This window comes from Flavobacterium shii (genome assembly GCF_025847235.1).
In the GTDB taxonomy this organism is placed as follows: domain Bacteria; phylum Bacteroidota; class Bacteroidia; order Flavobacteriales; family Flavobacteriaceae; genus Flavobacterium; species Flavobacterium shii.
The window spans coordinates 78,326-103,539 of the sequence record NZ_JAOZEW010000006.1 but is presented as its reverse complement, the minus strand read 5'-3'; the positions used below and the strand labels follow the sequence as shown (position 1 = coordinate 103,539).

General features: G+C 33.7%; 19 protein-coding genes and 1 pseudogene. 10 read left to right on the top strand and 10 right to left on the bottom strand.

The window, feature by feature from the left end; all coding sequences use genetic code 11:
• Positions 1–11: 11 nt before the first annotated feature.
• Both OIU83_RS07885 and OIU83_RS07880 read right to left on the bottom strand, forming a co-directional pair.
• The gene (locus OIU83_RS07885) at positions 12–3,023 is read right to left on the bottom strand and encodes a SusC/RagA family TonB-linked outer membrane protein (RefSeq protein ID WP_264205703.1); all 3,012 of its coding nucleotides are present in this window, start codon (positions 3,021–3,023) and stop codon (positions 12–14) included.
• Between the two features lie 238 nt (positions 3,024–3,261).
• A complete protein-coding gene (locus OIU83_RS07880) occupies positions 3,262–5,454 on the bottom strand; it encodes an alpha-N-acetylglucosaminidase (RefSeq protein WP_264205702.1) in 2,193 nt (730 codons plus the stop codon).
• A gap of 445 nt (positions 5,455–5,899) precedes the next feature.
• Between OIU83_RS07880 and OIU83_RS07875 the strand changes: the two genes are divergently transcribed.
• From OIU83_RS07875 to OIU83_RS07865, 3 genes are all read left to right on the top strand, one after another.
• The gene (locus tag OIU83_RS07875; protein WP_264205701.1) at positions 5,900–6,505 is read left to right on the top strand and encodes a porin family protein; all 606 of its coding nucleotides are present in this window, start codon (positions 5,900–5,902) and stop codon (positions 6,503–6,505) included.
• Between the two features lie 353 nt (positions 6,506–6,858).
• On the top strand, positions 6,859–7,533 hold the full coding sequence (locus tag OIU83_RS07870) for a YceI family protein (protein WP_264205700.1): 675 nt from the start codon (positions 6,859–6,861) through the stop codon (positions 7,531–7,533).
• 462 nt (positions 7,534–7,995) lie between these two features.
• Positions 7,996–8,622, top strand: coding sequence for a LysE family translocator (locus OIU83_RS07865; RefSeq protein ID WP_264205699.1), 627 nt, complete (start codon positions 7,996–7,998; stop codon positions 8,620–8,622).
• Between the two features lie 390 nt (positions 8,623–9,012).
• Here the strand turns inward: OIU83_RS07865 and OIU83_RS07860 are convergent, their stop codons facing one another.
• From OIU83_RS07860 to OIU83_RS07845, 4 genes are all read right to left on the bottom strand, one after another.
• Positions 9,013–10,083: an NADH:flavin oxidoreductase/NADH oxidase gene (locus tag OIU83_RS07860; protein ID WP_264205698.1), complete on the bottom strand. Its 1,071-nt coding sequence runs from the start codon at positions 10,081–10,083 to the stop codon at positions 9,013–9,015.
• A gap of 79 nt (positions 10,084–10,162) precedes the next feature.
• On the bottom strand, positions 10,163–10,549 hold the full coding sequence (locus OIU83_RS07855; protein WP_264205697.1) for a nuclear transport factor 2 family protein: 387 nt from the start codon (positions 10,547–10,549) through the stop codon (positions 10,163–10,165).
• Positions 10,550–10,687: 138 nt separating this feature from the next.
• On the bottom strand, positions 10,688–11,158 hold the full coding sequence (gene ybaK, locus OIU83_RS07850) for a Cys-tRNA(Pro) deacylase (protein WP_264205696.1): 471 nt from the start codon (positions 11,156–11,158) through the stop codon (positions 10,688–10,690).
• Positions 11,159–11,192: 34 nt separating this feature from the next.
• Complete coding sequence (locus OIU83_RS07845; RefSeq protein ID WP_264205695.1) at positions 11,193–12,056, bottom strand: AraC family transcriptional regulator; 864 nt, start codon at positions 12,054–12,056, stop codon at positions 11,193–11,195.
• Positions 12,057–12,610: 554 nt separating this feature from the next.
• On the opposite strand from OIU83_RS07845, the gene OIU83_RS07840 reads away from it, so the two are divergent.
• The 6 genes from OIU83_RS07840 to OIU83_RS07815 all read left to right on the top strand — a co-directional run bounded on the left by OIU83_RS07840 (position 12,611) and on the right by OIU83_RS07815 (position 19,756).
• Entirely contained in the window at positions 12,611–12,961 is a 351-nt protein-coding gene (locus tag OIU83_RS07840; RefSeq protein ID WP_264205694.1) for a hypothetical protein, read from the top strand.
• A 306-nt stretch (positions 12,962–13,267) separates the two neighbouring features.
• On the top strand, positions 13,268–13,963 hold the full coding sequence (locus OIU83_RS07835; RefSeq protein ID WP_264205693.1) for an ABC transporter ATP-binding protein: 696 nt from the start codon (positions 13,268–13,270) through the stop codon (positions 13,961–13,963).
• 29 nt (positions 13,964–13,992) lie between these two features.
• Positions 13,993–16,293, top strand: coding sequence for a TonB-dependent siderophore receptor (locus tag OIU83_RS07830; protein WP_264205692.1), 2,301 nt, complete (start codon positions 13,993–13,995; stop codon positions 16,291–16,293).
• Between the two features lie 5 nt (positions 16,294–16,298).
• Positions 16,299–17,750 carry an ABC transporter permease gene (locus tag OIU83_RS07825; protein WP_264205691.1) on the top strand — a complete coding sequence of 484 codons (1,452 nt, stop codon included), beginning with the start codon at positions 16,299–16,301 and terminating at the stop codon, positions 17,748–17,750.
• Position 17,751: 1 nt separating this feature from the next.
• Entirely contained in the window at positions 17,752–19,095 is a 1,344-nt protein-coding gene (locus tag OIU83_RS07820; RefSeq protein ID WP_264205690.1) for a DUF3526 domain-containing protein, read from the top strand.
• 391 nt (positions 19,096–19,486) lie between these two features.
• Positions 19,487–19,756 (top strand): SemiSWEET family sugar transporter, encoded by a 270-nt coding sequence (locus OIU83_RS07815; RefSeq protein WP_264205689.1) that lies wholly within the window; start codon positions 19,487–19,489, stop codon positions 19,754–19,756.
• A 107-nt stretch (positions 19,757–19,863) separates the two neighbouring features.
• On the opposite strand, the gene OIU83_RS07810 is transcribed toward OIU83_RS07815, so the two are convergent.
• Positions 19,864–20,799, bottom strand: coding sequence for a DUF6600 domain-containing protein (locus OIU83_RS07810; RefSeq protein WP_264205688.1), 936 nt, complete (start codon positions 20,797–20,799; stop codon positions 19,864–19,866).
• A gap of 114 nt (positions 20,800–20,913) precedes the next feature.
• Here OIU83_RS07810 and OIU83_RS07805 point away from each other — a divergent pair.
• A pseudogene (locus OIU83_RS07805) lies at positions 20,914–21,069 on the top strand (OsmC family protein); the annotation flags it as partial.
• A gap of 72 nt (positions 21,070–21,141) precedes the next feature.
• On the opposite strand, the gene OIU83_RS07800 reads toward OIU83_RS07805, so the two are convergent.
• The 3 genes from OIU83_RS07800 to OIU83_RS07790 all read right to left on the bottom strand — a co-directional run bounded on the left by OIU83_RS07800 (position 21,142) and on the right by OIU83_RS07790 (position 25,200).
• Complete coding sequence (locus tag OIU83_RS07800) at positions 21,142–22,188, bottom strand: glycoside hydrolase family 5 protein (protein ID WP_264205687.1); 1,047 nt, start codon at positions 22,186–22,188, stop codon at positions 21,142–21,144.
• Positions 22,189–22,454: 266 nt separating this feature from the next.
• Positions 22,455–23,507, bottom strand: coding sequence for a sialidase family protein (locus tag OIU83_RS07795; protein WP_264205686.1), 1,053 nt, complete (start codon positions 23,505–23,507; stop codon positions 22,455–22,457).
• Between the two features lie 118 nt (positions 23,508–23,625).
• Complete coding sequence (locus OIU83_RS07790; RefSeq protein WP_264205685.1) at positions 23,626–25,200, bottom strand: SusD/RagB family nutrient-binding outer membrane lipoprotein; 1,575 nt, start codon at positions 25,198–25,200, stop codon at positions 23,626–23,628.
• Between the last annotated feature and the right edge of the window lie 14 nt (positions 25,201–25,214).

Below are 25,214 nucleotides of genomic sequence, written 5' to 3'. Positions count from 1 at the left end.
GAATTTAATTTTTAGAATATCACATTTAAACCAAACAAAAAGGTTCTGGTTTTGGGATAGAAGTTATTTGAATCTACACCTGGAGCAGTTCCTCCTTGTTCTACTTCTGGGTCAATTCCTGAATATTTGGTAATAACAAACAGGTTATTTATAGTTTCGTAAACACGGATCTTTTTGATGTATTTACCCACTTTACCAAAATCATATCCTAAAGTTAAATTGTCTAATCTAAGGTAACTTCCGTCTTCTATAAAGCGTGTTGAATACTTGTAGGCATTTAAATCATTGGGCGATTCATTTTGGGCATCTACAAGGATATTGGTTGTCATTGCGGTACTCGGTCTGAATAAATCGGCTCGGGTTGCGTTGAAAATTTTATTTCCGAATACTCCTCGGAAGAAGATATTCAAATCAAATTTTTTGTAGGTGAAATTATTATCCCATCCCAATAAAAATTTAGGCTGCGCACTTCCTGCATAATGATAATCTGTACCAATGGCAGGATTGGTTGTTAAACTACCGTCTTTAGCAACATATTGAGAAACACCATTAGCATTTTTTCCTGCATACTGAAGCGTAAAGAATTGCCCCAGAGGTTTTCCTTCTTTAAAAATTTGTAAAGTACTTCCTGTCTGTCCACCACCATCAGGCTGAACTCTGCGTATTGAATCTCCTCCAACAAATAATGGATTCTTCAATTTTGTGATCACATTTTTATTAGTTGAACCATTCAAGGTCGTTGACCAGCTGAAATTTCTAGTTTTAATGGCGTTAATATTCAAAGAACCTTCAATTCCACGATTAGACATATTACCACCATTGGCTACAATTGTTCCTACTGGCACTAATACCGGATTTACAGCATAGTTAAAAATCATATCTGTTGTTTTCTTGTCATACACATCTACAGAACCAGATACTCTTCCTTTTAATATGGTAAAATCAAGACCAATATTTTTTGTTGCTGTTTTTTCCCATTTTAGATCTGGATTCGCAGCCTGATTTGGTCCATAAGCCCCAACTTGTTGTCCGTTATAGTAGAATGTGCCAAGGCTTCCTGAAATAAATTGAGATGTATAGGCATTAAATCCTGATGAATTACCCGTCTGTCCATAACTAACACGAAGTTTTAAATCATTAAAAACCCTTTGATCTTTCATGAACCCTTCTTTATCTATTCTCCAGGCACCACCTACTGAGGGAAAATAACCCCACTGATTATTGGCGCCAAATACAGAACCTCCGTCTCTTCTTATGGTTCCCTGCAAAAGATATTTGTCTTTGTAATTATAATTTAAACGTGCAAATTGAGAAATCAAACGTCTTTTTTGGTATGCTTTACTATCTCCAAAATTTACAACATAACCATTAACAGAAGTATAATTGCTTAAAGCAAGGTTATTATAACTCACATTATCTACAGGAAAATTAGTTGCTGTAGCCTGAAATCCATCTCCAAGAACATCTTCCTGCCATGAATAACCAATTACCGCTTTAATTTTGTGGTTGCCAAAAGTTTTATCCCAGTTTAAAAAACTCTCTATTATAGTATTACTGTTTTGGTATGAATTTCTCACTGCTGATCCGTTTACACCAAAATTCACTAATTGCTTTACCTGAGGCGGATCTGGATTATTGTAGAAAGAAGCACTATTATACTGCTGATAATAACTATCATAAAACTCTCCGTGTAATGAATTTAATTGTTGATACGATAAATTTAAATTATAGGAGAATCCATAAGGAAGTTTTACTTCTGCGGTAAGACTTCCAACAAAATTGTTGGTTTTCGTATCGTCAACTCCATGCTCAATTAAAGCAACAGGATTAAAATAACTGGTTTGGACGAAATTTTCGAAAAATGATCCATCTGCATTTCTAATTGGTGAAACCGGCAAGTGATTTACTGATTGCTGAAGTGCCGTGTTACGCTGGGGAACATTTGTATACTTACTATTCGAATTGGTTACATTTATACCTATTTTTAAGTTATCATCAAAAGCAAATTGCTCAACATTTAAACGCGCAATTATTCTTGAGAAATCACTCCCCAAAAGAACTCCTTCCTTGTTTAAAGCCGTTATACTTGCAAAATAGTTGCCATGCTCAGCACCTCCACTTAGAGAAAGATTATGACTGCTTGATTGTGCTCCGGAACCTCTAAGGATTGCTTTTTGCCAATCTGTATTTGCTCCTTTATCATTTTCGGGAGTAAAATTTAAATTATTCTTTGTTGTAAATGCTCTCAATTGATCTGCATTCATCATGTTAAGTTGGTTCGAAACATTCTCAACACCAAAATAATTGCTATACGTAATTTGAGTTCTGTCTTTACTTCCTTTTTTAGTAGTTACCATAATTACTCCATTGGAAGCACGGTTTCCATAAATAGCCGTTGCTGCAGCATCTTTCAAAACATCAATAGTAACAATATCTTCTGATGCAATAACCGAAATATCGACACCCGGAATACCATCTACAACATAAAAAGGTCCCTGAGAGCCATTTAATGTTGATGCTCCACGCAAAACCACCGAAGCTTGCCTCGTAGGATCTCCACTTGTAGAAACGTTAAGCCCAGAAACTTTACCTTGTAACATTTGACCAACATCACTGATTACTCCTCTATTGAGTTGATCCCCTTTTATAGAAGCAACAGAAGTTGTTAAATTTTTACGGGATCCTTTTCCATAACCCATCACCACAACTTGTTCTAAATTTGTAGAACTTGAAATTAATTTAATAGTGTAATTTGTTTTTGATCCGTCCAGTTTAACACGCTGTTCATCAAATCCTATAAAAGAAATAATCAGTGTAGCATTTCTATTTGAAACAGTCACTTTGAATTTCCCGTCAAAATCTGTTACAATATTATTCGAAGTACCACTTTCGAGCACATTGGCTGCGGGTAATGGCATGCTCTTCTCATCCAGAACCACACCTGATATTTCAGTTTTTTGTGCCCATGAACTAATTGAGAAGCCCAGAAAAAAGGCTAACAATAAAAGCTTAAGTTTTTCCATATTATATTTGGTTAATTGGTTAAATAGTAAAGCGAAAATAGTATTAATGAATTGTTAATAAATGGACAGATTATTCACAAACATGGATTTTTTTAGTCAATACAGCCGGAATATGGGCTTCGGAGATTTAATTTTCTAGTGCTCAAGAATTAAAAATAAATATATCCTCACAAAACATTACAGAAATTAATTTAAACAATAAAGTGGATATGCTTAATGATCTTTATTTAGCTCAGTGTTAATGTTCATTGTACATTGCAGCACTTTCACACCATTTTATTTCCCAATTTTTTATCGATGCTCTTACATCCGATTCCACAAATGGAGTTTTATTGATTTCTGAATCTCTTAGTGCCTCAAGAAACATTTTCCATCTGGGCCAATAAAATTCTGCATACATACCACGCCATGATCTGGAAGCATAATCATTTAAATGGCCTTCTCCGCCCCAAAGCGTTATTAATGTTTTTGCGTTTTTTAGATATAGCTTTGATTCTTTGGCATTACTTCCATAATCCCATGCAGATTGTAGCCAATAATTTAAATTATTCAATGGCTGCCCAGAAAGCATACTATCTATATCTAAACTTTGCTTTTCTATTTCTTTAAATAATGCATCTGCTTTTGGCAGGTCTTTCTGCTCATACGTTTTTACACATTCCATCAATAAATCATCAATACAAAGTGAGTAATAGTGTCTAGAAACATCAAGTAAATCATAATTATAAAGACTGTTTTTATCGAAGTTTTTACTTTCTTTCTGCAAAATATCCAAAGCTTCTTTTAGCTTTTCTTTATCTCCGGGATTTCCTTTAAATTCTGTTATTTTTAGAGTCGGCCTTTTAAAAAACAAATATGCTCCTGCCCTATCATTCCACCAGCGCGTTTCCCAATACTTTGTACTATAAACAGATTCTACTAAAAGTTTCCAAGCCTGAAAAACAGAATTAGAAGTATTTTTTCCATATCGGGCATTTAAATAATGCTGTAGCCAATCGTTTACAGGTTCTTTCCCTTGTGTCCATGGCAAATCGTAGATATACTCGTAAACTATCGAGTTATTATTTAAACCTTCCGGCATAACACCATATCCCACAACATTCCCCTTGTTTGGGTTCTTTAATAAACTGGTAAGCTCATTTTTGTAGAAATTTAAATCGCCGTAAACAGGATTAGATCCTCCGTAATTATGTACATAACCATAAGTCCATTGTTTTCCGTAAAAAGCTTCCTGGTTTTCCCAAACTTTATATCGGTCATTGGCATAATCCTGAATTATCATTCTTTCATTTGGCACTTTACTTAAGAAAGCGCTAGTTGCTTCTTTAGTCCAAAACTCTTTATTATCTCCAAAAAGCCAACCCTGCATAACCCAAACAGCTCCGGGAGAGGCTTCATTAATGGTTTCGAATATTGTTTTTCCGTAATCTGAAAGTTCCTCATATTTATGTTCTTCAGAAACTGGTGGTGTTATTTCATTAAAAGAATCAGCCAGATAAAAATCCGAATGTCCATATAGTTTAGTGTAAATTTCGATAAAACGTTTTCCTAATTCTTTAAACAAAGGATCCTTAGAATCTAATAAATAGGTACTCTCAAAACCTCCTCCAGACCAGGATTTTAATTCGCTTATCTTTGATTCGGGATGTTTCTCTGCAAATGCTTTTGGAACATAACCACTAAAAGCTGGCACTACAGGATGCATACCCAAAGCTTTCATTCTTTGCAATATTTGTTTTTGAAGTTTACCTTTTTTACTAATCCATTCTTGTGGTAATGGTCCTTCAAGACTATTTATATTGCCCATTCGCTGCCAAGGCAAAAATGCAGGCCCTGTAAAATGTGCTGCTAATTGGCTATCTGTTAACCCGTATTCTTTCCATAGTTCCTGCCACACTGCTTCTTGCCCTTCCATTGCTGTAGGCAGATTAATGCCGTGAAATGCCATCCAGTCTATTTCTTGTTCCCAGCGTTTCCAATCCCACCACGGAGTTGTGTAACCAAATGTACAAGCGTTTAAATATTCTCTGTATTTAAACGGAGTCGATTCTTTTTTTGAATACTTGGGCCAGCTTTTAGGCAAATCAATCCTGTTTCCTTCCCAGCTAACCAAAACTGCTCCAATATATTTAAGGAAATTATAGGCTGCATAACAAATGGCTGTATTGGATGTTCCCTGGATTTTTACGCGATTGTCTTTGGTTGTTACTTCAAACCAATCTGATTGATCTGGATTCTTATTTTCGACAATTGTCAATTCAAATTCATCGGCTCTTTTACCAATAAGTCTTTTTATTACAGCTTTTGAACTTTTTGTGGTTTTGTCATTTTGACTGTACACATCCGGTTCTAAAAAAAATAGGATTACAAAAAAAGGGATTACAAATTTTAAGGAGCTATAATTTTTAACTTTCAAACATTCTCTTTTCATATAGTTTTATTATTTATCTAATTAATAGCAAATATTAATTCTGAAATTGACACAAAAAATAGGGAGATTATACCTCCCTATTAAAACAAAATCAAAATACTAATCCAATTATTCTTATGAAACATTGAGACTTAAGGCTTTTAAAATTTGTCTCTGACATCATTAAATAAATTAAATACTGAATTAAAGATAAAATTATAGAGAATGAATTTTTAAATAATGGACATATCATTCAAAACCATAGACATATCCTGTATTAATGGCAAAATATTAAAACATGTATAAAGAGTAAATATGGTTAATAATCGTTTAGAATATTAGTAATCGACCGCTTTAACTTGAATTTTGTCCGCCTCACATCAATTTATTATACTCCAAACCTTTGCTCTCTATACTTTTGTCCTATAAAACAACATTTAGTATAAATCTTAACAGAATTGTAATTATGAAAATCTTTAAAAAAATATTTATTGGCTGTATTCTACTGGCATCTACAAGCGGTTTTAGCCAAAGCTTTTTCAAAAACATAACGGATCGTCTTTATTTTGGAGTGAAAGCTGGAGCCAATTACAGCAATTTTAGCAATGCAGACTTTGATACAGAAGGTTTACAAGGCTTCCATGCAGGTGGAATTGTAGGTTACAAAATCAATGATAACTTAAGTATTCAGGAAGAATTTTTATATTCGACCCAAGGAGCAAAACTAAAAGGAGGCCTTTTGGATGGTAAGGATATTAAACTGTCTTATGTAGCGGTTCCAATTCTTTTAAAGTATAAAACAAATTTTGGCTTATATTTCGAAGCAGGTCCACAAATTGGTATATTAGTAGATGACAATTTTAAGAGTTTAGGTATCTCTTCTGATACAAAGTATGCCGAAAAAATTGATGGTGGTGCTTCAGGCGGAATTGGCTATCAATTTAAAAACGGACTAGGGATTGGTGCCAGATATTATATGTCTTTTACTAATGTTACTAAAGTAAAAACTGCAGGTGTAGATAACGATTTTAAGAACAATACAGGACAAGTAAGCTTATTTTATATTTTTTAATATCAAAAAAAAAGACAAATTATTTGCATTCTCTATTTTCTCTCTTAAATATTAAAATTCTGACTATCACAAGTAGTCAGAAATTTTACATTTGATAATAAAATTTCAAAAGCCATACTACCTGTCGCAACATATATTATTTATCCCTATTTTTATATTCAGTGAATGAAGTTTTATTATAAAAAACGATGACAGATTTAGTAGTTATTGTTGTTTCCCTGCCCAGAGACGATAAAAGCTTTTCAATAAAAAAAACAATCAAATTTTTAGGCAATAAAAAAGTGGAGAAAATTTCATAATTTAAAGCCTTTAAAATTATCTAAAAACCTATTAGTAATTAATCACATTAACAAATGAAAAAATTAAACGTATTTACATTAGCAGCAGTTACTTTATTCCTCACAGCATGCGGAGGGAAATCCTCTAACGAAACAACAACAGGTAAAGAACAAAAGGTTGCCGAAAAAAAAGGAGATGTATTAGCCGTAAACCTGGAAACTTCCAAAGTAGACTGGAAAGCATTCCATAAAGGTGGCTTTTCACCACGTTGGGGAACGCTTGCTATCAAATCTGGCGAAGTATCCGTTGAAGGCGAAGAACTTACGGCAGGTGAATTTGTAATTGATATGCAATCACTTAAAGTTGATCCGGCATCGGTTACAGAAAAAGATAAAAAATATTCAGAATTAGAAAGCCACTTAAAAAGCGCCGATTTTTTTGATGTTGATAAAAACCCAACTGCTGACTTTAAAATTACCAGCGTTACTAACTTAGATGCTCCTGTAAAAGATGCTGTAGAAGGTGCTAACAAAACAGTAAGTGGTAACCTTACCCTTAAAGGCAAAGCACTTAATGTTACATTCCCCGCAAAAATTACTGTAATAAATGGTACTGCAACCATACAGGCTAAATTTACCGTTAACCGTGCGGATTGGGATATTAAATTTGGAGCGTCAGAATCAGATCCTGCAGAATGGATGATCAGCAAAAATATCGAGATTGGTATCAATGTGAACGCCAAAAAATAAGATACTGGTTAATTATTATTCTTTAAAAGCTCCTGTTTATCTTAACAGGAGCTTTTATTATAATAGGGATATTATAGCATTGTTTTAAATTATTTTTCTATATCCTTACAGCTTTCAGTATTCTCAAAAGGGCTCCCAAAACATCGGCAAAATCCCAATCCATTTAAGAATTTAAAAAAGATAAAACTTAACTCTAGATGCGACAGAGCCTTTTTAATCATCCCCAGGTTTCCATTTTTAAATCAACGGTTTTAATCTCATCAATCAAATTTAAAGTTGATTTGAATAAGATAAATGTTCAATTATATTTGACATATTTGTTTTATACCACCAAATTTATATCTTCGTATTAAGGTAATGTTTCGCAATTAATACTGAACATCCTTTAAAATAATAGATAGATTAAGAAATTTAGTTAGTCTTAATCTATAGCTACAAACCCTTTAAAATTTAATAAAAAAAATGACAGAATTTATTGCCGTTATGACCATTGCAATCCTGGCAACTATAAGCCCAGGACCAGATTTCGTACTAGTTACAAAAAACAGTCTAGTACATGGGAAAACTCTAGGGATTTATACTGCTATTGGTATATCTCTAGCCGTGATGGTTCACGTAGGTTACACTCTTTTTGGGATAGGTTATATTATTTCACAATCCATACTTTTATTTACTGTATTAAAAACAGTAGGATCATTATATCTTATATATATTGGTATTAAGATGTTCCTTGCAAAAAAAGGAAATATTACACAAGATACCAATCAAAACATAAAAGTTAATGCCTTATCGCCAAAAATGGCTTTTAAACAAGGATTTATCTGCAATGTAACAAACCCAAAAACTACTATTTTTATACTGAGTATTTTTATACAAGTAGTAAGTCCAAATACACCGATCTTGGAACAGTTATTCTACGGGCTTGCAATTTCGGGTATCCATTTTATTTGGTTTTCTCTATTGGCTACAGGTTTTGCAAGAGTTGCTCGAAATAAGGCTATTAATAGCATTAAGCACTATTTCGAAAAAGCTGCAGGAGTGATATTGGTCTTACTTGGAATCAAACTACTGACTTCTTCAACTAAATAAGATTCCTTAAAGGTATCATTTCTTTATATAAGAGGTTGTCTTTTCAGACAACCTCTTTGCATTTTACGGAATATGAAATAAGGAGTTCGAACCATTCAATTTACAACTATATAAACAAAAAAGAAGGCGCACTTAATAGAACCTTCCTAAATATTTAAATGCGCATAAAAAACTATGCTGCTTTACTCAACTAAAGTTTACCAGTTCTGTGAAGTTGGACTTACAACAATATCGTTTATTGTTACATTCGCTGGCTGGCTAAAAGCAAATAAAACTGCTTCTGCTACATCTTGAGACTCAATAGCTTCTTTGTTCAAAGCTGCTGCAATTTCTGCTCCTTCTTTATTGGTTACTTTATCTGCCCATCCGGTATTAATTTGTTTTTAAATCTTAAAAAGCCATCTCATAAGGCTTAGGTACAGGTATTTCCGAACGAAGTTCTTTTGCAGCTTCTAAAGGGAAATATGGATTTCTTAAAAACTCACGACCTACAAAAACTAAATCTGCGTCACCATTGATCAGTATAGATTCAGCCTGTTGTGAACTAGTAATCATTCCCACTGTACCTACTAACAAACTGTCTTTTACTTCACGCTTGATAGCGCTTGCAAAAAGAAGTTGGTAACTTACTCCAACGGTAATTTTAGCCGTAGGAACCGTACCTCCTGTTGAAACGTCAACAATGTCTATCCCAGCTTCTACCAATTTTGTACTCAACCAGATTGAATCTTCGCCCGTCCAACCTTCTTCCATCCAATCTGTAGCAGATATACGAACAGCAATTGGAAGATCAGCTGGCCATACTTCTTTTACTTTTTCTATAATCTCAAACAATAATCTTACTCTATTTTCACGGCTTCCTCCGTAATGATCTGTTCGTTTATTTGGGATAGGGGATAAAAACTCATTCAGTAAATAACCATGTGCACTATGAATCTCAATCAATTCAAAACCGGCTTTCAAGGCTCTTACTGCTCCATCGACAAAAGCTTGTTTTACGCCTTCAATATCTTCCAGAGTCATTTCACGTGGAGTTTGATGTTCTGGTGAAAATGCAATTGCTGAAGGGGCAATTACTTTCCAACCGTTTTTATCTTCAGGCATCAGAGGATAACTTTCTCTTCCTAAAGCCCATGTACTTCCCTTTCTTCCTGAGTGTGCTAATTGTATTGCGGGAACACTTCTGTTTTTCTTAATAAAGGAAGCAACCTCTGCAAGGGGAGCAATATGTTCATCTTTCCAGATTCCTAAATCTCCCACTCCAATGCGCCCATCAGCTTGAACCGCTGTGGCTTCCAGCATGACAGCCCCTGCGCCTCCCATAGCTCTTGATCCGTAATGTACTAAGTGCCAATTACTCGCAAAGCCATCCTCGGCCATATACATACACATTGGCGAAGTGATTATTCTATTTCTAAACGTTACTGATTTTATAGTCAGTGGACTAAATAATTTTGACATATCTAAATATTTTTAATGACAACGAGTCACTGGAAGTATAATTTCTTCCAGTAACACTTTGCCGTAATAGTTGTACAAATTATTTATTGTACAGATGAAATAGTTTGGCAACTACCTTCCACTCTCCATCAATTTTAATTAAAGAATGGTAATCTGTAAAATCTTCGTTGGCAGCATCACTTTCCATCTCTACTCTTACAACTGCAGTAGTAGGGGTTTTATGCAATACTGTCAGATTGGTTTTAATATCGGGTGCAGCACCAAATTCTTTTACATAAGAGTAAAGATTCTCTATACTGCCCTGAGACAAATCTTTGCCTAAATGACCATACATTACCGCAACTTTATGGAATGTTTTTTTCAATTCTTCTACATTTCCTGTTTTCAATCCATGGACATAACCTTCCACAACGGCTAATACATCTTCATAATCTTGAACCGTATTAATGTTTTTGTTTACTAACATAATCATATTTCTAAAAGTTATGCTGCAAAATTACATTGGAAAGGAAGAAGTGAATTTTCTATAAAGACCAAATAAATTTTTTATTCAGTCCAATTTAATATGCAAAAAAGATCTATAGTCATTCTAAGTCTTCTTGAGTTATACCAAATCAGTAAAGAAGGCATTAAGACTTTGTGCAAGATCAGTCGGGTTAATAATAATTTGAAGCCCTTTTTTACCTGCACTTATAATTATACTGTCTTCTAAGGTGGCGAGCTCTTCAATATAAATAGGAAAAAGCTTTTTCATTCCAATTGGTGAGCAGCCTCCTCGAATATAACCTGTAATAGACAGCAGATCTTTCATTGGGAGCATTTCACAGTATTTATTATTGGATGCTTTGGCTATTTTTTTTAAATCTAAATGAGCATTTCCTGGTATAACGGCAACTAAATAGGGATCATTCTGCCCTTTTAAAACCAACGTTTTATAAATTCTTTCGGGAGCAACTCCAATTGCTTCAGCCACTTCCAGCGCACTTTGATGTTCTTCATCTACTTCATAAGTTCTTAACTCATAAGAAATATTAAACCCATCTAATATTCTGGCTGCATTGGTTTTGGGAATCATTTATGCTAAATATAAATTTAATAACTTGTATAATTTAACTTCTAAACAATGTTGGTGCTTGTCCATAAAATTCTTTGAATATTCTCGAAAAATGTGAAACATTCTCAAATCCCAGCGTATAACAAATATCTGAAACAGGCAATGCAGTAGTCTCCAACATTTCTTTAGCTTTTTCCAATCTTTTCTCTCGAATCCATAAAGCGGGAGACATATTATAAATGCTTTGAAAGTCTCTTTTAAAACTAGACAGACTTCTTCCTGATAAATAAGCTAGCTCAGAAAGAGAAATTGGTGAGGCATAGTGCTGTTCAACAACATGCCTTATATCTGCTTTTACAGGTTCATGCAATTGAAGAATTTGAAGAAACATATTGCGATTACCCTCAACTACATCATACAACAGTTCCATTATTTTGAGACGTAATTGCCCCGGATGCACAATCGAATGATCAAAAAAGTAAGGTTTCATTGAATGAGCAAAGGCGACAAGACATTCATTCATTGGGTATACACCCGTTTTAACTTCTCCTTCTATTTTTGGAATTTTAATATCAGAAGTAGCTAAAAATGAATTCAAAAGATCGTCCTTAATACTGAACATCAAGCTGTCGTAAATATTATCATTCTTCGCATTACCTATCTTATCGTACTTAACTGCAATTGCTTTTTTCAGCAGAATCATCTCGTTTTTACCAACTTTATATTCCTGCTTACCATAGGTTAAAGTGACAGATCCATCAAGTACCATCAGTAATAAATGTTGCTCTAGATACATCGTTCCTTTAGCTTCCATACTATGTATGCACTGTTCAATAACGGAACAGCCATCAAGCATTAATGCATTTTGCGGAACAGGACCACTCACTAATGAAGTTGGAACCTTTATCATTTTTTTCATATAATAGTTTTAGATCTATTTCAATACCTAACCAATGAATTTTTACAGATTTGAATCCGACTATGCTAAGATAAAAAATTAATGTTCATAAATTTTTCTATTTAGTCCAGTGTTCAAATAATTAATTGGTACAAATTTACGACACGCACAATTATTTACTTATTCTATTAAGTCCAAATATTTATTCTTTTTAGTTCTTTTTTTGCTTGAATCATTAGATTTTAGTGCCAAAATTTACAACAAGTAAAAAAATCTTTTTGATTATTCTCGGTAATGTATTTACAAAGGCATGGTAATCCAAGTCAATACAATAAGAACATCTTTCAAAAGTTAGTTCTCTTTAACTCAAAAAAACAGTTGTAGCAACCTTAATTTATTTTCTTTTACGGTATTCTTTAATTCTCACTTTTTTAATAATACTAAACAAATATTTTTTTAAAATAAAAATACAATCATAGGGAATATCAAAATAAGATTTTTATTTTTGCAACAAAGTTGCGTTAATTAAAAGTAGCCAAAAATTACTCTCCACAGAAGGTAATTCCTAAACAAGAATGAAAAAGAAAATTGTATTACTAAATTTTTTTATGTCTTTAACTGTATTGTTCGCAATGCTGTTTCATACCATACATTCTTATGAACATCTTTACAACCAATTATCCCAAAAACATTGCGATCATCGATCTGTTGATAGTCAAAAGCAAATAACGCACAGCCATTCTGTTGATACCAATTGCCACGTTTGTCATTTTGCTTTTAGCACCTTTATTCCAAATACTTTTCAGACTTTATCATTTCATAAAGTAAGTACTGCAACTTCTTATACATTCTTTTATACAAAAGTTGCATATCCTTTTTTTAAAGGCAGTCTCTTTGCACTTAGAGCGCCTCCTACTCTAGTTTAGTTTACTATATATTTATTTTAAAATTGAAAACTTTCTCTTTGCCTATTCTTTAATAATTGGTAAAAAGGAAAACTTATTTATATTCTATCGATTTATTTTTAAATCTTAAAGAGAGAAATTGTCTCCCACAAAAATCATAAAGGAGTTCCTGTTTTCAAATTCCAATAAAAATATTTCTACCAAAGGAGTAGTAAACTATCACATTCTTTACATCCAAATAAAAGAAAAAATACTGGCTTGATGCATTGTATCGGGAAAGTGTTCCTATTTCTGTTTTAAAATCATTTACCCAAATACATAAAAACTATGCTTATAGCTAAAAATCTCACCAAAAAATATGGCGATCATATTGCTTTGAATAAACTGAACTTAACCATTAAAGAAGGCGAAATATTTGCTCTTTTAGGTCAGAACGGTGCTGGAAAAACAACTACTATTAACCTGTTTTTAGGCTTTATAGAACCTACAGACGGAGAACTGAAAATCAATAATATTTCGGTCATCGAAAATGCTCAGGAAACTAAAAAATATGTCGCATACATTCCTGAAACGGTAATGTTATATCCAAATCTTACGGGAATAGAAAACTTAAAATTCTTCTCATCGCTTGCTGGATTCAAATATTCTATCGGAGAATTGGCTCATTTTCTTTCAAAAGCCGGTTTACAAGTTGTTGCTCACGATCAAAATCTTGGTGGCTATTCTAAAGGAATGCGACAAAAAGTAGGAATTGCCATTGCGATCGCCAAAAAAGCTAAAGTATTACTGTTGGATGAACCTACAAGTGGACTGGATCCTAAAGCTTCCAACGAATTTTCACAAATCCTGAAAGAGCTTTCCGCAGAAGGAACTGCAATTCTAATGGCTACGCACGATATTTTCAGAGCCAGAGAAATTGCTTCACATATCGGAATCATGAAACAAGGAAACTTAGTGACTGTTATCGAAGCTAATAAAATCTCGGCAAACGAACTTGAAAACTTGTATTTACAAACCGTATAAAGGAAATGATATTTTCCATCATCAAAAAAATGAAACATTTATTTGCCTTTTTATTTTTAATAATTGCAACACAAAATATGCAATCCCAAACAAAAAACGGAAAAATTCGAGATAGTATCGTTAAAGATTCGATCGAAATAGAAGCTGAAAGGAATGAATTACAAACTGTTGAAATCGTGGGGCGTTCGACTAAAAAATACAACAGCGATTACTCTTTTGCGGCTACAAAAACTGCGACACTCAATAAAGATATTCCGCAATCCATATCGACTATAACCAAAGAATTAATTGCCGATAAAGGTGCTTTTTATCTCGCCGATGCCGTAAAAATGGCTAGTGGCGTAATTCCGGCGAGCTATTACAATCAATATACAATTCGTGGAATCAGTCAGAATGAAGAAGGTCAAATTATAAACGGAATGCGAACACGCCAATATTACTTTCTGCAACCTTTGACAAATAATATCGAACGTATAGAAGTTATCAAAGGACCATCTAGTGCTACATTCTCCTCTGTAGATCCGGGAGGAAGCATCAATTTGGTTACCAAAAAACCTTTGACTATTAATCGAAAAGAAGTGAGTTTAAACGTTGGTAGTTTTAGCACTATTCGAGGAAGTCTGGATTTTACAGGACCTTTAAACGAATCCAAAACTCTTTTATATCGTGTAAATGGAGCGTATCAGGAAGCCAAATCATTTCGGGATTTAGTGAGTAATAAATCATTTCTAATCTCGCCGTCTTTCAGTTATATTCCGAATGAAAAAACCGCTATAAATACCGAATTGATTTTAAGTGATATGACAGGAATTCTCGACAGAGGTCAGCCTATATTTGGTGCTGTTGCGGGAGTTACCAATTTAAATAAAACGCCAATCAGTTTAAATCTGGGTGCTCCGAGTGATTTTTTCAAATCAAAGGAAATGATTTTGACAACAAATTTTGCTCATCGTTTTTCTTCCAAAATTGGATTTAACGCTTCATACATGAAACAAACCTGGACCGAAAATCTTCAGGAACATAGAACCACAAATGCATTTGCTGTTGATATAAACAATCAGCCCGTTTCAAGTCTGGCAATGATGCAATTTGTGCAACGCCAACAATATTGGAATGTTGATAATTTGAGTACCTATTTTAATTTCGATTTAAAAACCGGAAAACTCAAACATAAGTTATTAGTAGGCTACGATTTAAGCAGCTGGAATAAAACCAAAGGTGGCGGGCAAAATGCAGCAAGAGGATATTTATTAAAAGATGGAACTGTGGCGAGTTCGTTTATTCCTGCAAATGCAGCCAATTATCAAACCACAACAATTGACGGAGTCGTTTTACCGAAACCAAATGTCAATTATTTTAATTTAAATAACCCTACTTATACGATAACAAGTGCAGATGATTATACACTTAATATTAGAACTGCATTGCCATCAGCATTAACAACGACAAATGCCTTTTATATTCAGGATCAGATCCAGTGGGAGAAATTTACCTTTTTGCTTGGTTTGCGACACGAATGGTTTAAAGACATTACCAATTATGAATCGAACAATGAATTGACGGTAAAAAAATCGGCTTTATTACCTCGTGTGGGTGTGACTTATGCTATTAACAATGAAATAAATGTTTACACCACTTATCTGGAAGGTTATCAGCCACAATCGAATACGGTGACTTTAATGCCGCAAACAGGAAGTTTACCCGCCGGAAGTCTGTTTGATCCTCTTAAAAGTGACCTGAAAGAAGTGGGAATAAAGACAACTTTCTTTAATAACTCAATGAGCTTTAATGCAGCGATTTACGAAATAAATCAACGCAACATTTTGATGAATGCCAATGATCCTGCAAATCCTGATTTATTGGTAACCAGAGGTGCGGAAAGAAGTCGTGGTTTTGAGTGTGATTTGGCGGGTTATATCACCACCGATTGGCAAATCAATGTCTCGTACAGTTATATCGATGCTAAAATTACCAATGATCGTGATGCTTCGCTAATTGGTGCCAGAAAACAAAACACACCAAAAAACAGCGCCAACTTATGGACACGTTATAACTTCAACTCCGATTCGGCTTTAAAGGATTTCGGAGTTGGTTTCGGGATGCAATATCAAAGTAGCAAAGTACCTTGGTTTACAAGAGCTTTTACACTTCCCGATTTTACCGTTTTTGATGCCGCTTTATACTACAAGCCCAACAAAAGCAATATGCAAATTGCCTTAAATTCGGGTAATTTATTCAATAAAACCTATTGGTTAGGCGCTCAGAATTATTTAAGATTATTTCCCGGAGCACCCAGGAATTTCAGCCTTACAGTAACTTATAAATTCTAATTGGTATGAAATCATTACACACAGAAATTTTAATCGCCAAACATTTAAAGAACGCTGTTTTTAAGAATTCGGCTGTTTTTATTATCACCCTTTTTATTGGTATTATTTTACTTTATGCTGCATTTTCGGGTTGGGAGAATTATACCAATCAAAATCAAACCAGCGAAAAATACCAACATGAATCCAGAGAAGACTGGCTCAAAAACCCTGATAAAAACCCACACCGGATGGCGCATTACGGGAATTTTGCGTTCAGAAAAAGTACGCCTTTAAGTGTTTTTGAATTTGGAATGGAACCGTTCTTTGGGAATGCTATATTCCTGGAAGCCCACAAACAAAATACCGCCAATTTTTCTGAGGCTGGATTTTCGAACAGTATACTCCGATTTGGAGAAATCAGCATTGCAATGGTTTTACAAATTTTATTGCCTTTATTGATATTTTTCTTAGGATTTAATGCGGTCGCAGCCGAAAGAGAAAACGGAACCTTAAAACTGCTTTTAAGTCAAGGAATCAACTGGAAACAACTTTTAATAGGCAAGATATTAGGAATTGCCAACGTTATTATGCTCCTTTTTGTTCCTACGATTATTGTACTTGTTTTTATCTGGTTATTGCTTCAGGATTTCTCTATTTCAGCTGATGAAACAATCAAAATGGTGCTGTTTATTCTCTTTCATTTTATTTATCTGATGTTCTTTTGTGTTATTGCTGTTTTGATTTCTGCTTCGAGCAAAACATCCAAAAAAGCTTTGATTTCATTGATTGGGATTTGGTTAGTTTTTACGATTATTCTCCCAAGAACCACTCAGGCAATTGGAGCATATATTTATGAAGCTCCGTCGAAAATTCAATTTCAGGGCGATATCGAAAAAGATATTCTGAAACAAGGAGACAGTCACAACCCAAATGATTTGCATTATAAAGCGATTAAAGATTCTCTTTTAAGTGTTTACAAAGTCGATTCGGTACAAAAACTTCCATTCAATTATTCGGGTTTTATTATGACCGAAGGCGAGAAAATAAGTTCTAAAATATACAATCGGCATTTAGAAACTTTACTTCGGCTTTATGAAAAGCAAAATAGTTTTTCTAAAACAGTTTCTTTTTTTAATCCATACATCGCAATAAAAAATCTATCGATGGGATTATCAAATACCGATTATGATTCATACATAAATTTCCAGAAACAAGCCGAAGATTATCGCTATAATATGGCGCAAAAAATGAATGCTTTACAGGTAAAATACATTAGTAATAAAAAACTGGGACCAAATGACAAACCTTTGACCATTAACAAAGAACATTGGGCCGATGTAGCCGAATTTCATTATGAACCTAAAGGAATCCGAGAGGTTTTAAAATCCGAAATCATTTCTGTTCTTTCCGTCATTCTCTGGATTATAATGCTATTAGTTTTAATTCGAATTGCATCCAAAAACCTTAAAGCCATCTAATATGTTAGCGTTACTTTTTAAAAATTTCATACGATCTAAGGGAACCAAAATTGGATTAATATTCCTCTTAATCATAGGTTTCATAAGTCTTCTTGTCGGACAACAATTTCAGCAAAAACAGCAAAATAACATTAAAGAAGCTGTAAATTATCAAAAAGAACATATTGCCAGGAATACTGCTTTCCATAAAGATGAAATTGGGCTTCTACTCTATTACATCAAGTTCTCATTGGTGAATAAAACGTTACCTATTAATAGTTTGGCAATTGGTCAGCACGATATAAATCCGTCAATACAAACCGTTACAATTCGCGGGTTGGAAGCTCAGAAATACAACACAGAACTCAATAATCCGAATAATTTATTATCTGGAAACATCGATTTTAGTTTTGTTCTGATTTATCTTTTTCCTCTTTTAATTATTTCCTTTTCGTATAATCTGGTTTCAGAAGAAAAAGAAAGCGGCACCTGGAAAATTGTGGCAACTCAAAGTGAAAATACGTTTTTATACATTCTGAAATTGTTTTATATCCGAATTTTAAGTTTGATTCTATTGTTTACAATTATACTTTTTATAGCTGTCCTGTTTTTAGGAATTCCATTTGACAAATCACTTTTAGCATTTTACGGACTTGGTATTCTATATATCCTTTTTTGGTTTTCTGTAAGCTTTTTTATTGTTTCATTGCAGAAGGATTCAAACTTCAATGCTGTTATTTTATTGACAATTTGGTTGTTTTTAATTATCATTTTACCAGCAATAATAAATACTTATGTTGTAAATAAATATCCGGTTCCCGAAGCTTTGGAACTAACGGTTAAACAAAGAAATGCGTATCACGAAAAGTGGGACGTGGATAAAAAAATCACAATGGATAAATTCTATAATCATTATCCTCAATTTAGGCATTATGCTTTGCCAGAGTCTGAATTTAGCTGGCTTTGGTATTATGCGATGCAGCAAGCGGGTGACGATGATTCGGCTCAACAATCTCAGGAATTAGAAAACAAACTACAACAGCGAAATAAAGCCAGCCAATTTATAGCGCAATTTATTCCCACTTTGCACACTCAAATTCAGCTCAATGAAATTGCCAAATCAGACTTGGGGAATCAGCTTTTGTTTTTGAAAGAAACGAAACAATTTCATGAGAAACTGCGTTTGTATTTTTATCCAAAAATATTTAATAATGCCGCTGTAGCTAAAGAAAACTGGTCGAAATTTAAAGTAAAAACGTTTAATGATCCATCAGAAATAAATTTTGCAAAAGCATTTTTACCATTATTGATTTTCAATTTATTATTAATCAGTTTGGGTTGGATGCGTTTTAGAAATAGTAAATAATTTAAAGCTCAATTTTAACCAATTGGGCTTTAAAATTATAGTATCGATTTTTTTCCTGTATATAACAAAATCCAAAAAAGAGGTCTGAAAATTTATTCAGACCTCTTTTTCAATTTCTATTTTTATTTTTTTTGATCTAGCTCACAAATGACCGAATCGCATTTTTCTGCATATGACAATATTTTATGAACTCAGGTATGAACCACAAAAACTATTACGTTTGAAAAATATTGCATTACTACTTATTTAAGACAAAAAATACATTTATCGCCTAAAGATCATCTTTTATTACAATTTAAATTATTTATTTTAGCAAAAACAGTACTTATAATTATGCTTTAAATATAATTATCTGTTTGGAAAAATCGTATAAATCTTAAATTAGTATAGTATGGAATTAGATCTTATTATTGGAATTATTGGCGCTATTTTGTCATCTGTATCTTTTTTGCCACAAGTAATTCAAATTTGGAAAACCAAGTCGGCAAATGATCTTTCTATGGCAACAATTGTTTTGCTTGCCAGTAATGGTACTTCGTGGCTTATTTATGGTTTATTAAAAGATGCTATACCATTAGTAATAACAAATGCGATAGTACTATTTATGTTGCTATTAATTATTTTTCTAAAAATAAAATACAGAAAAAATGTACCTCAGTAAAAGGAAACGTAAGCTTAAATAAAAATACCCTCAAAACAAAAAGTCTAAAGGGTAATTATTATTTTATTAAAAATCCGGTGTTGAGTTAAAAATTCAATTCATTTTTATTATCTCCTTCTCTCTCCACCACCGCCACCTCCACCGCCGCTTCTAAAAGAACTTTCGGGTGCTCTGTAAACAGGTAAACGCTCGATATTTTCTCTTTGCTGATTCGCTGGAACGCTTACTCTTTCTTGATTTACATTATTATTCATTTGATTATCAAATCTTCTATATTCCTTTGGCTGAGGAGTTTGAACGTTTGGTTTAAATACATCGGCTTGATTTCCATTAAACTTTGCATCCGAAATTTTATTTACAGAACGAACAGATACAGGTTGAATTCTTTGGCTTGAATATTTTTGGACATCATTTAACTCGGGACCTTTAGAATAATAATAATTATGGTTTTTAGTATTATTAAAATTGTCTATTACATTAATTCTGCCAACGTTACGTCTATTAATATCACTATTATCTATCCTGCTTTCGATATTTCTATCATTAATATATCCCCTTTGAACAAAATTCCATGCATTTGCTTCGGGTCTCCATGAGTTATAACGAATTCCAATATTTATCCCCGGACGCAAAGGAGCCCAAGCATAATAATCATCTATATATCCCCAAGTTACCCAAGCTGGCGACCATTCATATCCCGGAATCCACAACCATCCATAGTCGTTATCATCAATCCAACTCCCGTAGTGAAATGGCGCCCATCCCCAATTATAATTTGAAGTCCACATCCAGCCATCATCCGAATAATTCCAATAACCATTGGTTAAATAAGGTCTGAATTCCCCTTCTAATCTAGGTCTCCAAACATGCCCATATCCTGGATATTCTATCCAAGTTCCATAAGGTGATAGATTATCATAAAAATCCTGATAGGTTATTGACGCCGAAACACCGACCTGTGCACTTGCCTTAGTAATACTGAAATTCCCCATAAAAATCATTAAAAACATCAATAAAACTGTTACTCTTTTTATTCTTTCCATTTTTTTATAATTTAAATTTCTACTCCTTTAATCTAAGCTTAATCATACAATAAATTTACACAATTATTTATTAATCAACTTCTTGATTTCTATTTTTATTCAAAATGAAATATAAAAGTTACTTTAAACCCAATTGCAACTGTGACTGAAAGTTCAATGATTGAAAAAGCTAATAATTTACATAAAAAAGCTAATGAATTATGTTTTATCGCTAATTCTGTTAATTTTCCGATTTATCATAACCCAATAAGTAAAATTGCCGAAAAATAAAATAAGTCGGATATAAAAAAGAAGGTCAGTAATGACCTTCTTCTTAACTAAAATTTCAAAATATTCTTTTTATTAATTCTCTCCCCAGCCATACCGCACACGAAATATACCAGAACTGTTTACTGTGTTAATAGAGATATTAGTTCCACTACCTCCTCTGTTAAACAAACTATAAGAGTCCCCATCTCTTAAACCCGGCCAATAAACGCTGGCAATATTATCTGTCCTACATACATCACTGGTTGCAACTATATAGGCTATTTCATTATCCGACTGATTCCCGTTTTGATAATCTTTACCGGAATTCATCGTAGCACCAAATTCGGTTATCACAGTACGACTTCCATAACTTCCTATACGACTGCGCCAATCTGCTCTCCATTGTGTAACCGATCTTGTTGCCCAAAAAGCATAATTATGCAATCCAAGTAAGCAACCATTAAAACGGCTATCTGCCCCGACTCCCGTAACATTCTCAGAATATCCTATTCCTCCTAAGATTATTCTCCCTTTGGGAACACCTGAATAATTACTAAGAAATTGAGAATAAATACTCGTTAGTTGAGCTAAAGTATAGCCATGAGGCTCATTGAATGGTTCAAAATATACATTTCCGTTACTTTGATATTTATTGATTACAGTATTCCACATACTCCAAAAAGCTGTTGTATTATCAATGATACCATCTCTTGAAGATGCAGACTCCCAACAAGCAATAATCACTTTCCAGCCTTTACTGGTCGCTTTATCTATTACCCCTTGATAACTTCCCCACCAGCTCTCACCAACAGATGGCGGATTAATTGGGATGCGTATCGTATTAACCCCATTTATTTTACTTGTAAATCCATTTAATATTGCATCTGTTTTTGCTACAACTGTATTATAGCTATCTCCTGCTTCCAATCCCGAGAGAATTACCCAGCCATCCACAAAATTATCTCGCCCGTCTGCCCAATTCAAGCCGGCAATTGACGCTGCTCCAACTTTAGCAGTAGAGGCATTACTTAACACTGTATTCTCATTACCAGTTACATTTACCTTATTAACTTCTGTAACCTCATCTCTTGAGCAGGCACATAAAATGATACCTAACATAAATACATATCTTTTTTTCATTGATATAAAAATAGTTTAAATGGTTAAATTAATAATTACTAATACAAAGTAATGTTTAATTGGAGTATTTAAACAGGGGTAAATTGGAAAAAAAAAGAGGTCATATTGGTAATTTGATATTTTTTTAGCAATAAAAAAATACAATATGTAAAAAATTATATATTTTATTATTTAAAAAATAATAAATATTTTAATACTTATTAGTGCGTCCCGTGCATTAAAATAAAACCATCTTTCAATGTTTAGGTTATTATTTCTCAGATACATCAGAACAAATCAAACGCTACATGTTTAATATACACCCTGTTATAAGTGTACAACACATGAATTTTATTATCTGAAGTCTTAATAATTGCGGGATAGCTAAATTCGCCTTCATTTTGGTTTTCAAGATCAAATAATTTACTCCAATGTACTCCATCTTTTGAGTATTCAACATCTAGTACATTACGACCATTAAACCAATCTTTTCCCTTTGGCAATGGGTTGTTTACCAGCAAAAAAGATCCTTTATTTAAAGTTAAAGCATCTATTCCTGAATTGGAATTTACTACATCAATGGTATCGGTACGACTCCAATTTTTGCCATTATCATCAGACCAGCTTGTGATTAGTTTATTGTGTTTGCTTCTGCTTAACATCTGAATAGTATTATTGGAATGAACCAAAAACGTGGGCTGAATAATATCAAATCCTTTTTTATCTTGAATACCAATTTTCTCCCATGTATCGGTTGCTTCTATATAAACTTCTACGTGTACTCTCCATTGGTCGTCTTTTATACTCTCGGTACTACTACCGCACAATATCACGCCAAGGGTTGTCTCAATAGGTTTGTTTTTAATAGGCCCAAGTATATCCTTAGGCAAATATTTGGGATTACTCCATGTAACACCATTATCCTTTGAAGTTATCATTGCTCCAAACCATTCTCTTGGATTTTTACCAACCTTATAGAACAAGTATAAACATTGGCTTTGGCTTTTAAACAATACCGGATTCCAGCATGGTAACGTATCTCCTTGTGCCGTTATTAAAGGTTTTATTAGATTCTTGGGTGTAGACCAGGTTTTCTTTTTATAAGTAGAGTAGTAAATACCTACATCTTTTGCTCCTTCATACTTTCCGCCAAACCATGCCGCCATAAGTTCGTTTGGTTTAAGTTCAACTAATGTTGCTGCATGACTGTTGCTGGTAATTGGATTATCCGTTATAAAGCTGTGAGTAATATTTCTGGCTTTTGGTTCTTTCTTTACCGAAGCACAAGAAAGACAAACCAGAACTGATAACAGTACGAAATAATTTAATTTTAAATTCATTGTTTATACTAAAGAGTTAATACTATCTATTAAAAATAGTTCTAAAAAACAAAAAGGAGAGTTACCTCTCCTTCTCTGTTATTTGAGTAACAAATTATTATTTTTTTAGCTTTTACACCTATTTTGTATCCCACCAAAGTTTAGTTCCTCCTGAGTCTGGTCCTCCAAGTTTTGCGATTCCGTCCAGAACAGCTCCTTTATTTGCAGAGTACTCATTCGTTACATATATAACTCGTTTCATCAAGCTTTTACCAACTCCAGCATCAGTATTATCAGTATTAAGTAATGGATAAATAATAGCCTGATCGCTTCGGCGTAAATCGGCCCATGATTCCCATGATTCCGGGAATAATGCCAGATATTTTTGAACTGCAATTTGTGTACGTTGGTTTGCCACCGATGCATCCCAGGTAACAGGCAACTTAACAGGTACATTCTCTAATCCTAAACCTGGATAAGCTGTAGCAATCGCTGGTGCAACTGGTAATGTTGTCCCTGCAATATAGTTAGCAATAACTGTAGCATCTGTAATTCCCCATTGTCTCATTGATAATGCGATACCTTGTTCATATAAACTTTGCGCATTTCCGTTCATGCTCCATCCGTTTAAAGCTCCTTCGGCTCTGCTGAAGTAACTTTCGGACGCCATAAATATTTCAATACTTTTAGTTTCACTAAAAGCGTTTCCTAATACAAGATCATTAAACGATGAAAACTTAGTAGTTCCAAACTGATCTTGTAAACCTCCAATAGGCTGCCCTTGATAAACTCCTGTATCGATAGGAGAAAACCAAAGTTTCATTCTTGGATCATCATATCCTTTAAGAATACTTTCCATAGAAGCTGTCATAGTATATCCCCAACCGTTTACAATCATATTTAAATTGTTTGGAGTAATACTACTTACTTTAAAAGTGGCACTTTGATCATTACTTTCCATAACGCCTGCCGCTACAGCAGTTTCGGCTTGTATTTTGGCTTTATCGGGCTGAATATCCGAAATCCTTAATGCTAAACGCAATCTAAGACTATTTCCAAATCTTCTCCATTTATCTACATTACCTTCATAGACTCTGTCTGAAACCTGAAATAATCCAACTGTTGCTATGGAACTACTACTTAAAGTAGCATTTGCTTCATCCAGTAATTTAAAGAAGTCTTCATAAATAAATTCCTGACTGTCATAAGGGACTTTTTCTTTTCCAGAACCAGCTTCTGTGTAAGGAATAGGTCCATAATAGTCTGTCATCTGGTTGTACATAAATACTTTCCAGATTTTTAATATTGCCGTTGCATGCGCATCATCTGCCGATGCTTTAAAAGCATTATTTAAAGCCGGTACAGCTACGGTGTAGAATCTTGTCCAACCACGAGATTCAAAACCTCCAAAGGCATTTCTCTCGGTACTGTATCCACAATTTAAGTATTGTATAAATGTAGAAGATAATATTCCTGTAGCAATCCCCCATGTACCCTGATCATCAATTCCCGAAGGAGAAGAATAGGATCCATTATGAATTCCTGCGTATAATGCCGACGCAAATGCAGGCCCTGCCAGAGTTGGGTCTAACTGGTCTTCGGTCAATGAATTTTTATTTGTATTTATTTCGTCAAAATCTTTGGTACAACTTGAAAAAATAGACGCCACTGACATGACAGCTACTATTGTTTTGATTTTAAAATTATTTTTCATGATATCTCTTTATT

What these genes read in the sequence shown, in the direction of transcription:
- OIU83_RS07885 (WP_264205703.1), bottom strand. Translation starts at nt 3,023, where the DNA reads ATGGAAAAACTTAAGCTTTTATTGTTAGCCTTTTTTCTGGGCTTCTCA.
- OIU83_RS07880 (WP_264205702.1), bottom strand. Translation starts at nt 5,454, where the DNA reads ATGAAAAGAGAATGTTTGAAAGTTAAAAATTATAGCTCCTTAAAATTT.
- OIU83_RS07875 (WP_264205701.1), top strand. Translation starts at nt 5,900, where the DNA reads ATGAAAATCTTTAAAAAAATATTTATTGGCTGTATTCTACTGGCATCT.
- OIU83_RS07870 (WP_264205700.1), top strand. Translation starts at nt 6,859, where the DNA reads ATGAAAAAATTAAACGTATTTACATTAGCAGCAGTTACTTTATTCCTC.
- OIU83_RS07865 (WP_264205699.1), top strand. Translation starts at nt 7,996, where the DNA reads ATGACAGAATTTATTGCCGTTATGACCATTGCAATCCTGGCAACTATA.
- OIU83_RS07860 (WP_264205698.1), bottom strand. Translation starts at nt 10,083, where the DNA reads ATGTCAAAATTATTTAGTCCACTGACTATAAAATCAGTAACGTTTAGA.
- OIU83_RS07855 (WP_264205697.1), bottom strand. Translation starts at nt 10,549, where the DNA reads ATGTTAGTAAACAAAAACATTAATACGGTTCAAGATTATGAAGATGTA.
- ybaK (WP_264205696.1), bottom strand. Translation starts at nt 11,158, where the DNA reads ATGATTCCCAAAACCAATGCAGCCAGAATATTAGATGGGTTTAATATT.
- OIU83_RS07845 (WP_264205695.1), bottom strand. Translation starts at nt 12,056, where the DNA reads ATGAAAAAAATGATAAAGGTTCCAACTTCATTAGTGAGTGGTCCTGTT.
- OIU83_RS07840 (WP_264205694.1), top strand. Translation starts at nt 12,611, where the DNA reads ATGAAAAAGAAAATTGTATTACTAAATTTTTTTATGTCTTTAACTGTA.
- OIU83_RS07835 (WP_264205693.1), top strand. Translation starts at nt 13,268, where the DNA reads ATGCTTATAGCTAAAAATCTCACCAAAAAATATGGCGATCATATTGCT.
- OIU83_RS07830 (WP_264205692.1), top strand. Translation starts at nt 13,993, where the DNA reads ATGAAACATTTATTTGCCTTTTTATTTTTAATAATTGCAACACAAAAT.
- OIU83_RS07825 (WP_264205691.1), top strand. Translation starts at nt 16,299, where the DNA reads ATGAAATCATTACACACAGAAATTTTAATCGCCAAACATTTAAAGAAC.
- OIU83_RS07820 (WP_264205690.1), top strand. Translation starts at nt 17,752, where the DNA reads ATGTTAGCGTTACTTTTTAAAAATTTCATACGATCTAAGGGAACCAAA.
- OIU83_RS07815 (WP_264205689.1), top strand. Translation starts at nt 19,487, where the DNA reads ATGGAATTAGATCTTATTATTGGAATTATTGGCGCTATTTTGTCATCT.
- OIU83_RS07810 (WP_264205688.1), bottom strand. Translation starts at nt 20,799, where the DNA reads ATGGAAAGAATAAAAAGAGTAACAGTTTTATTGATGTTTTTAATGATT.
- OIU83_RS07800 (WP_264205687.1), bottom strand. Translation starts at nt 22,188, where the DNA reads ATGAAAAAAAGATATGTATTTATGTTAGGTATCATTTTATGTGCCTGC.
- OIU83_RS07795 (WP_264205686.1), bottom strand. Translation starts at nt 23,507, where the DNA reads ATGAATTTAAAATTAAATTATTTCGTACTGTTATCAGTTCTGGTTTGT.
- OIU83_RS07790 (WP_264205685.1), bottom strand. Translation starts at nt 25,200, where the DNA reads ATGAAAAATAATTTTAAAATCAAAACAATAGTAGCTGTCATGTCAGTG.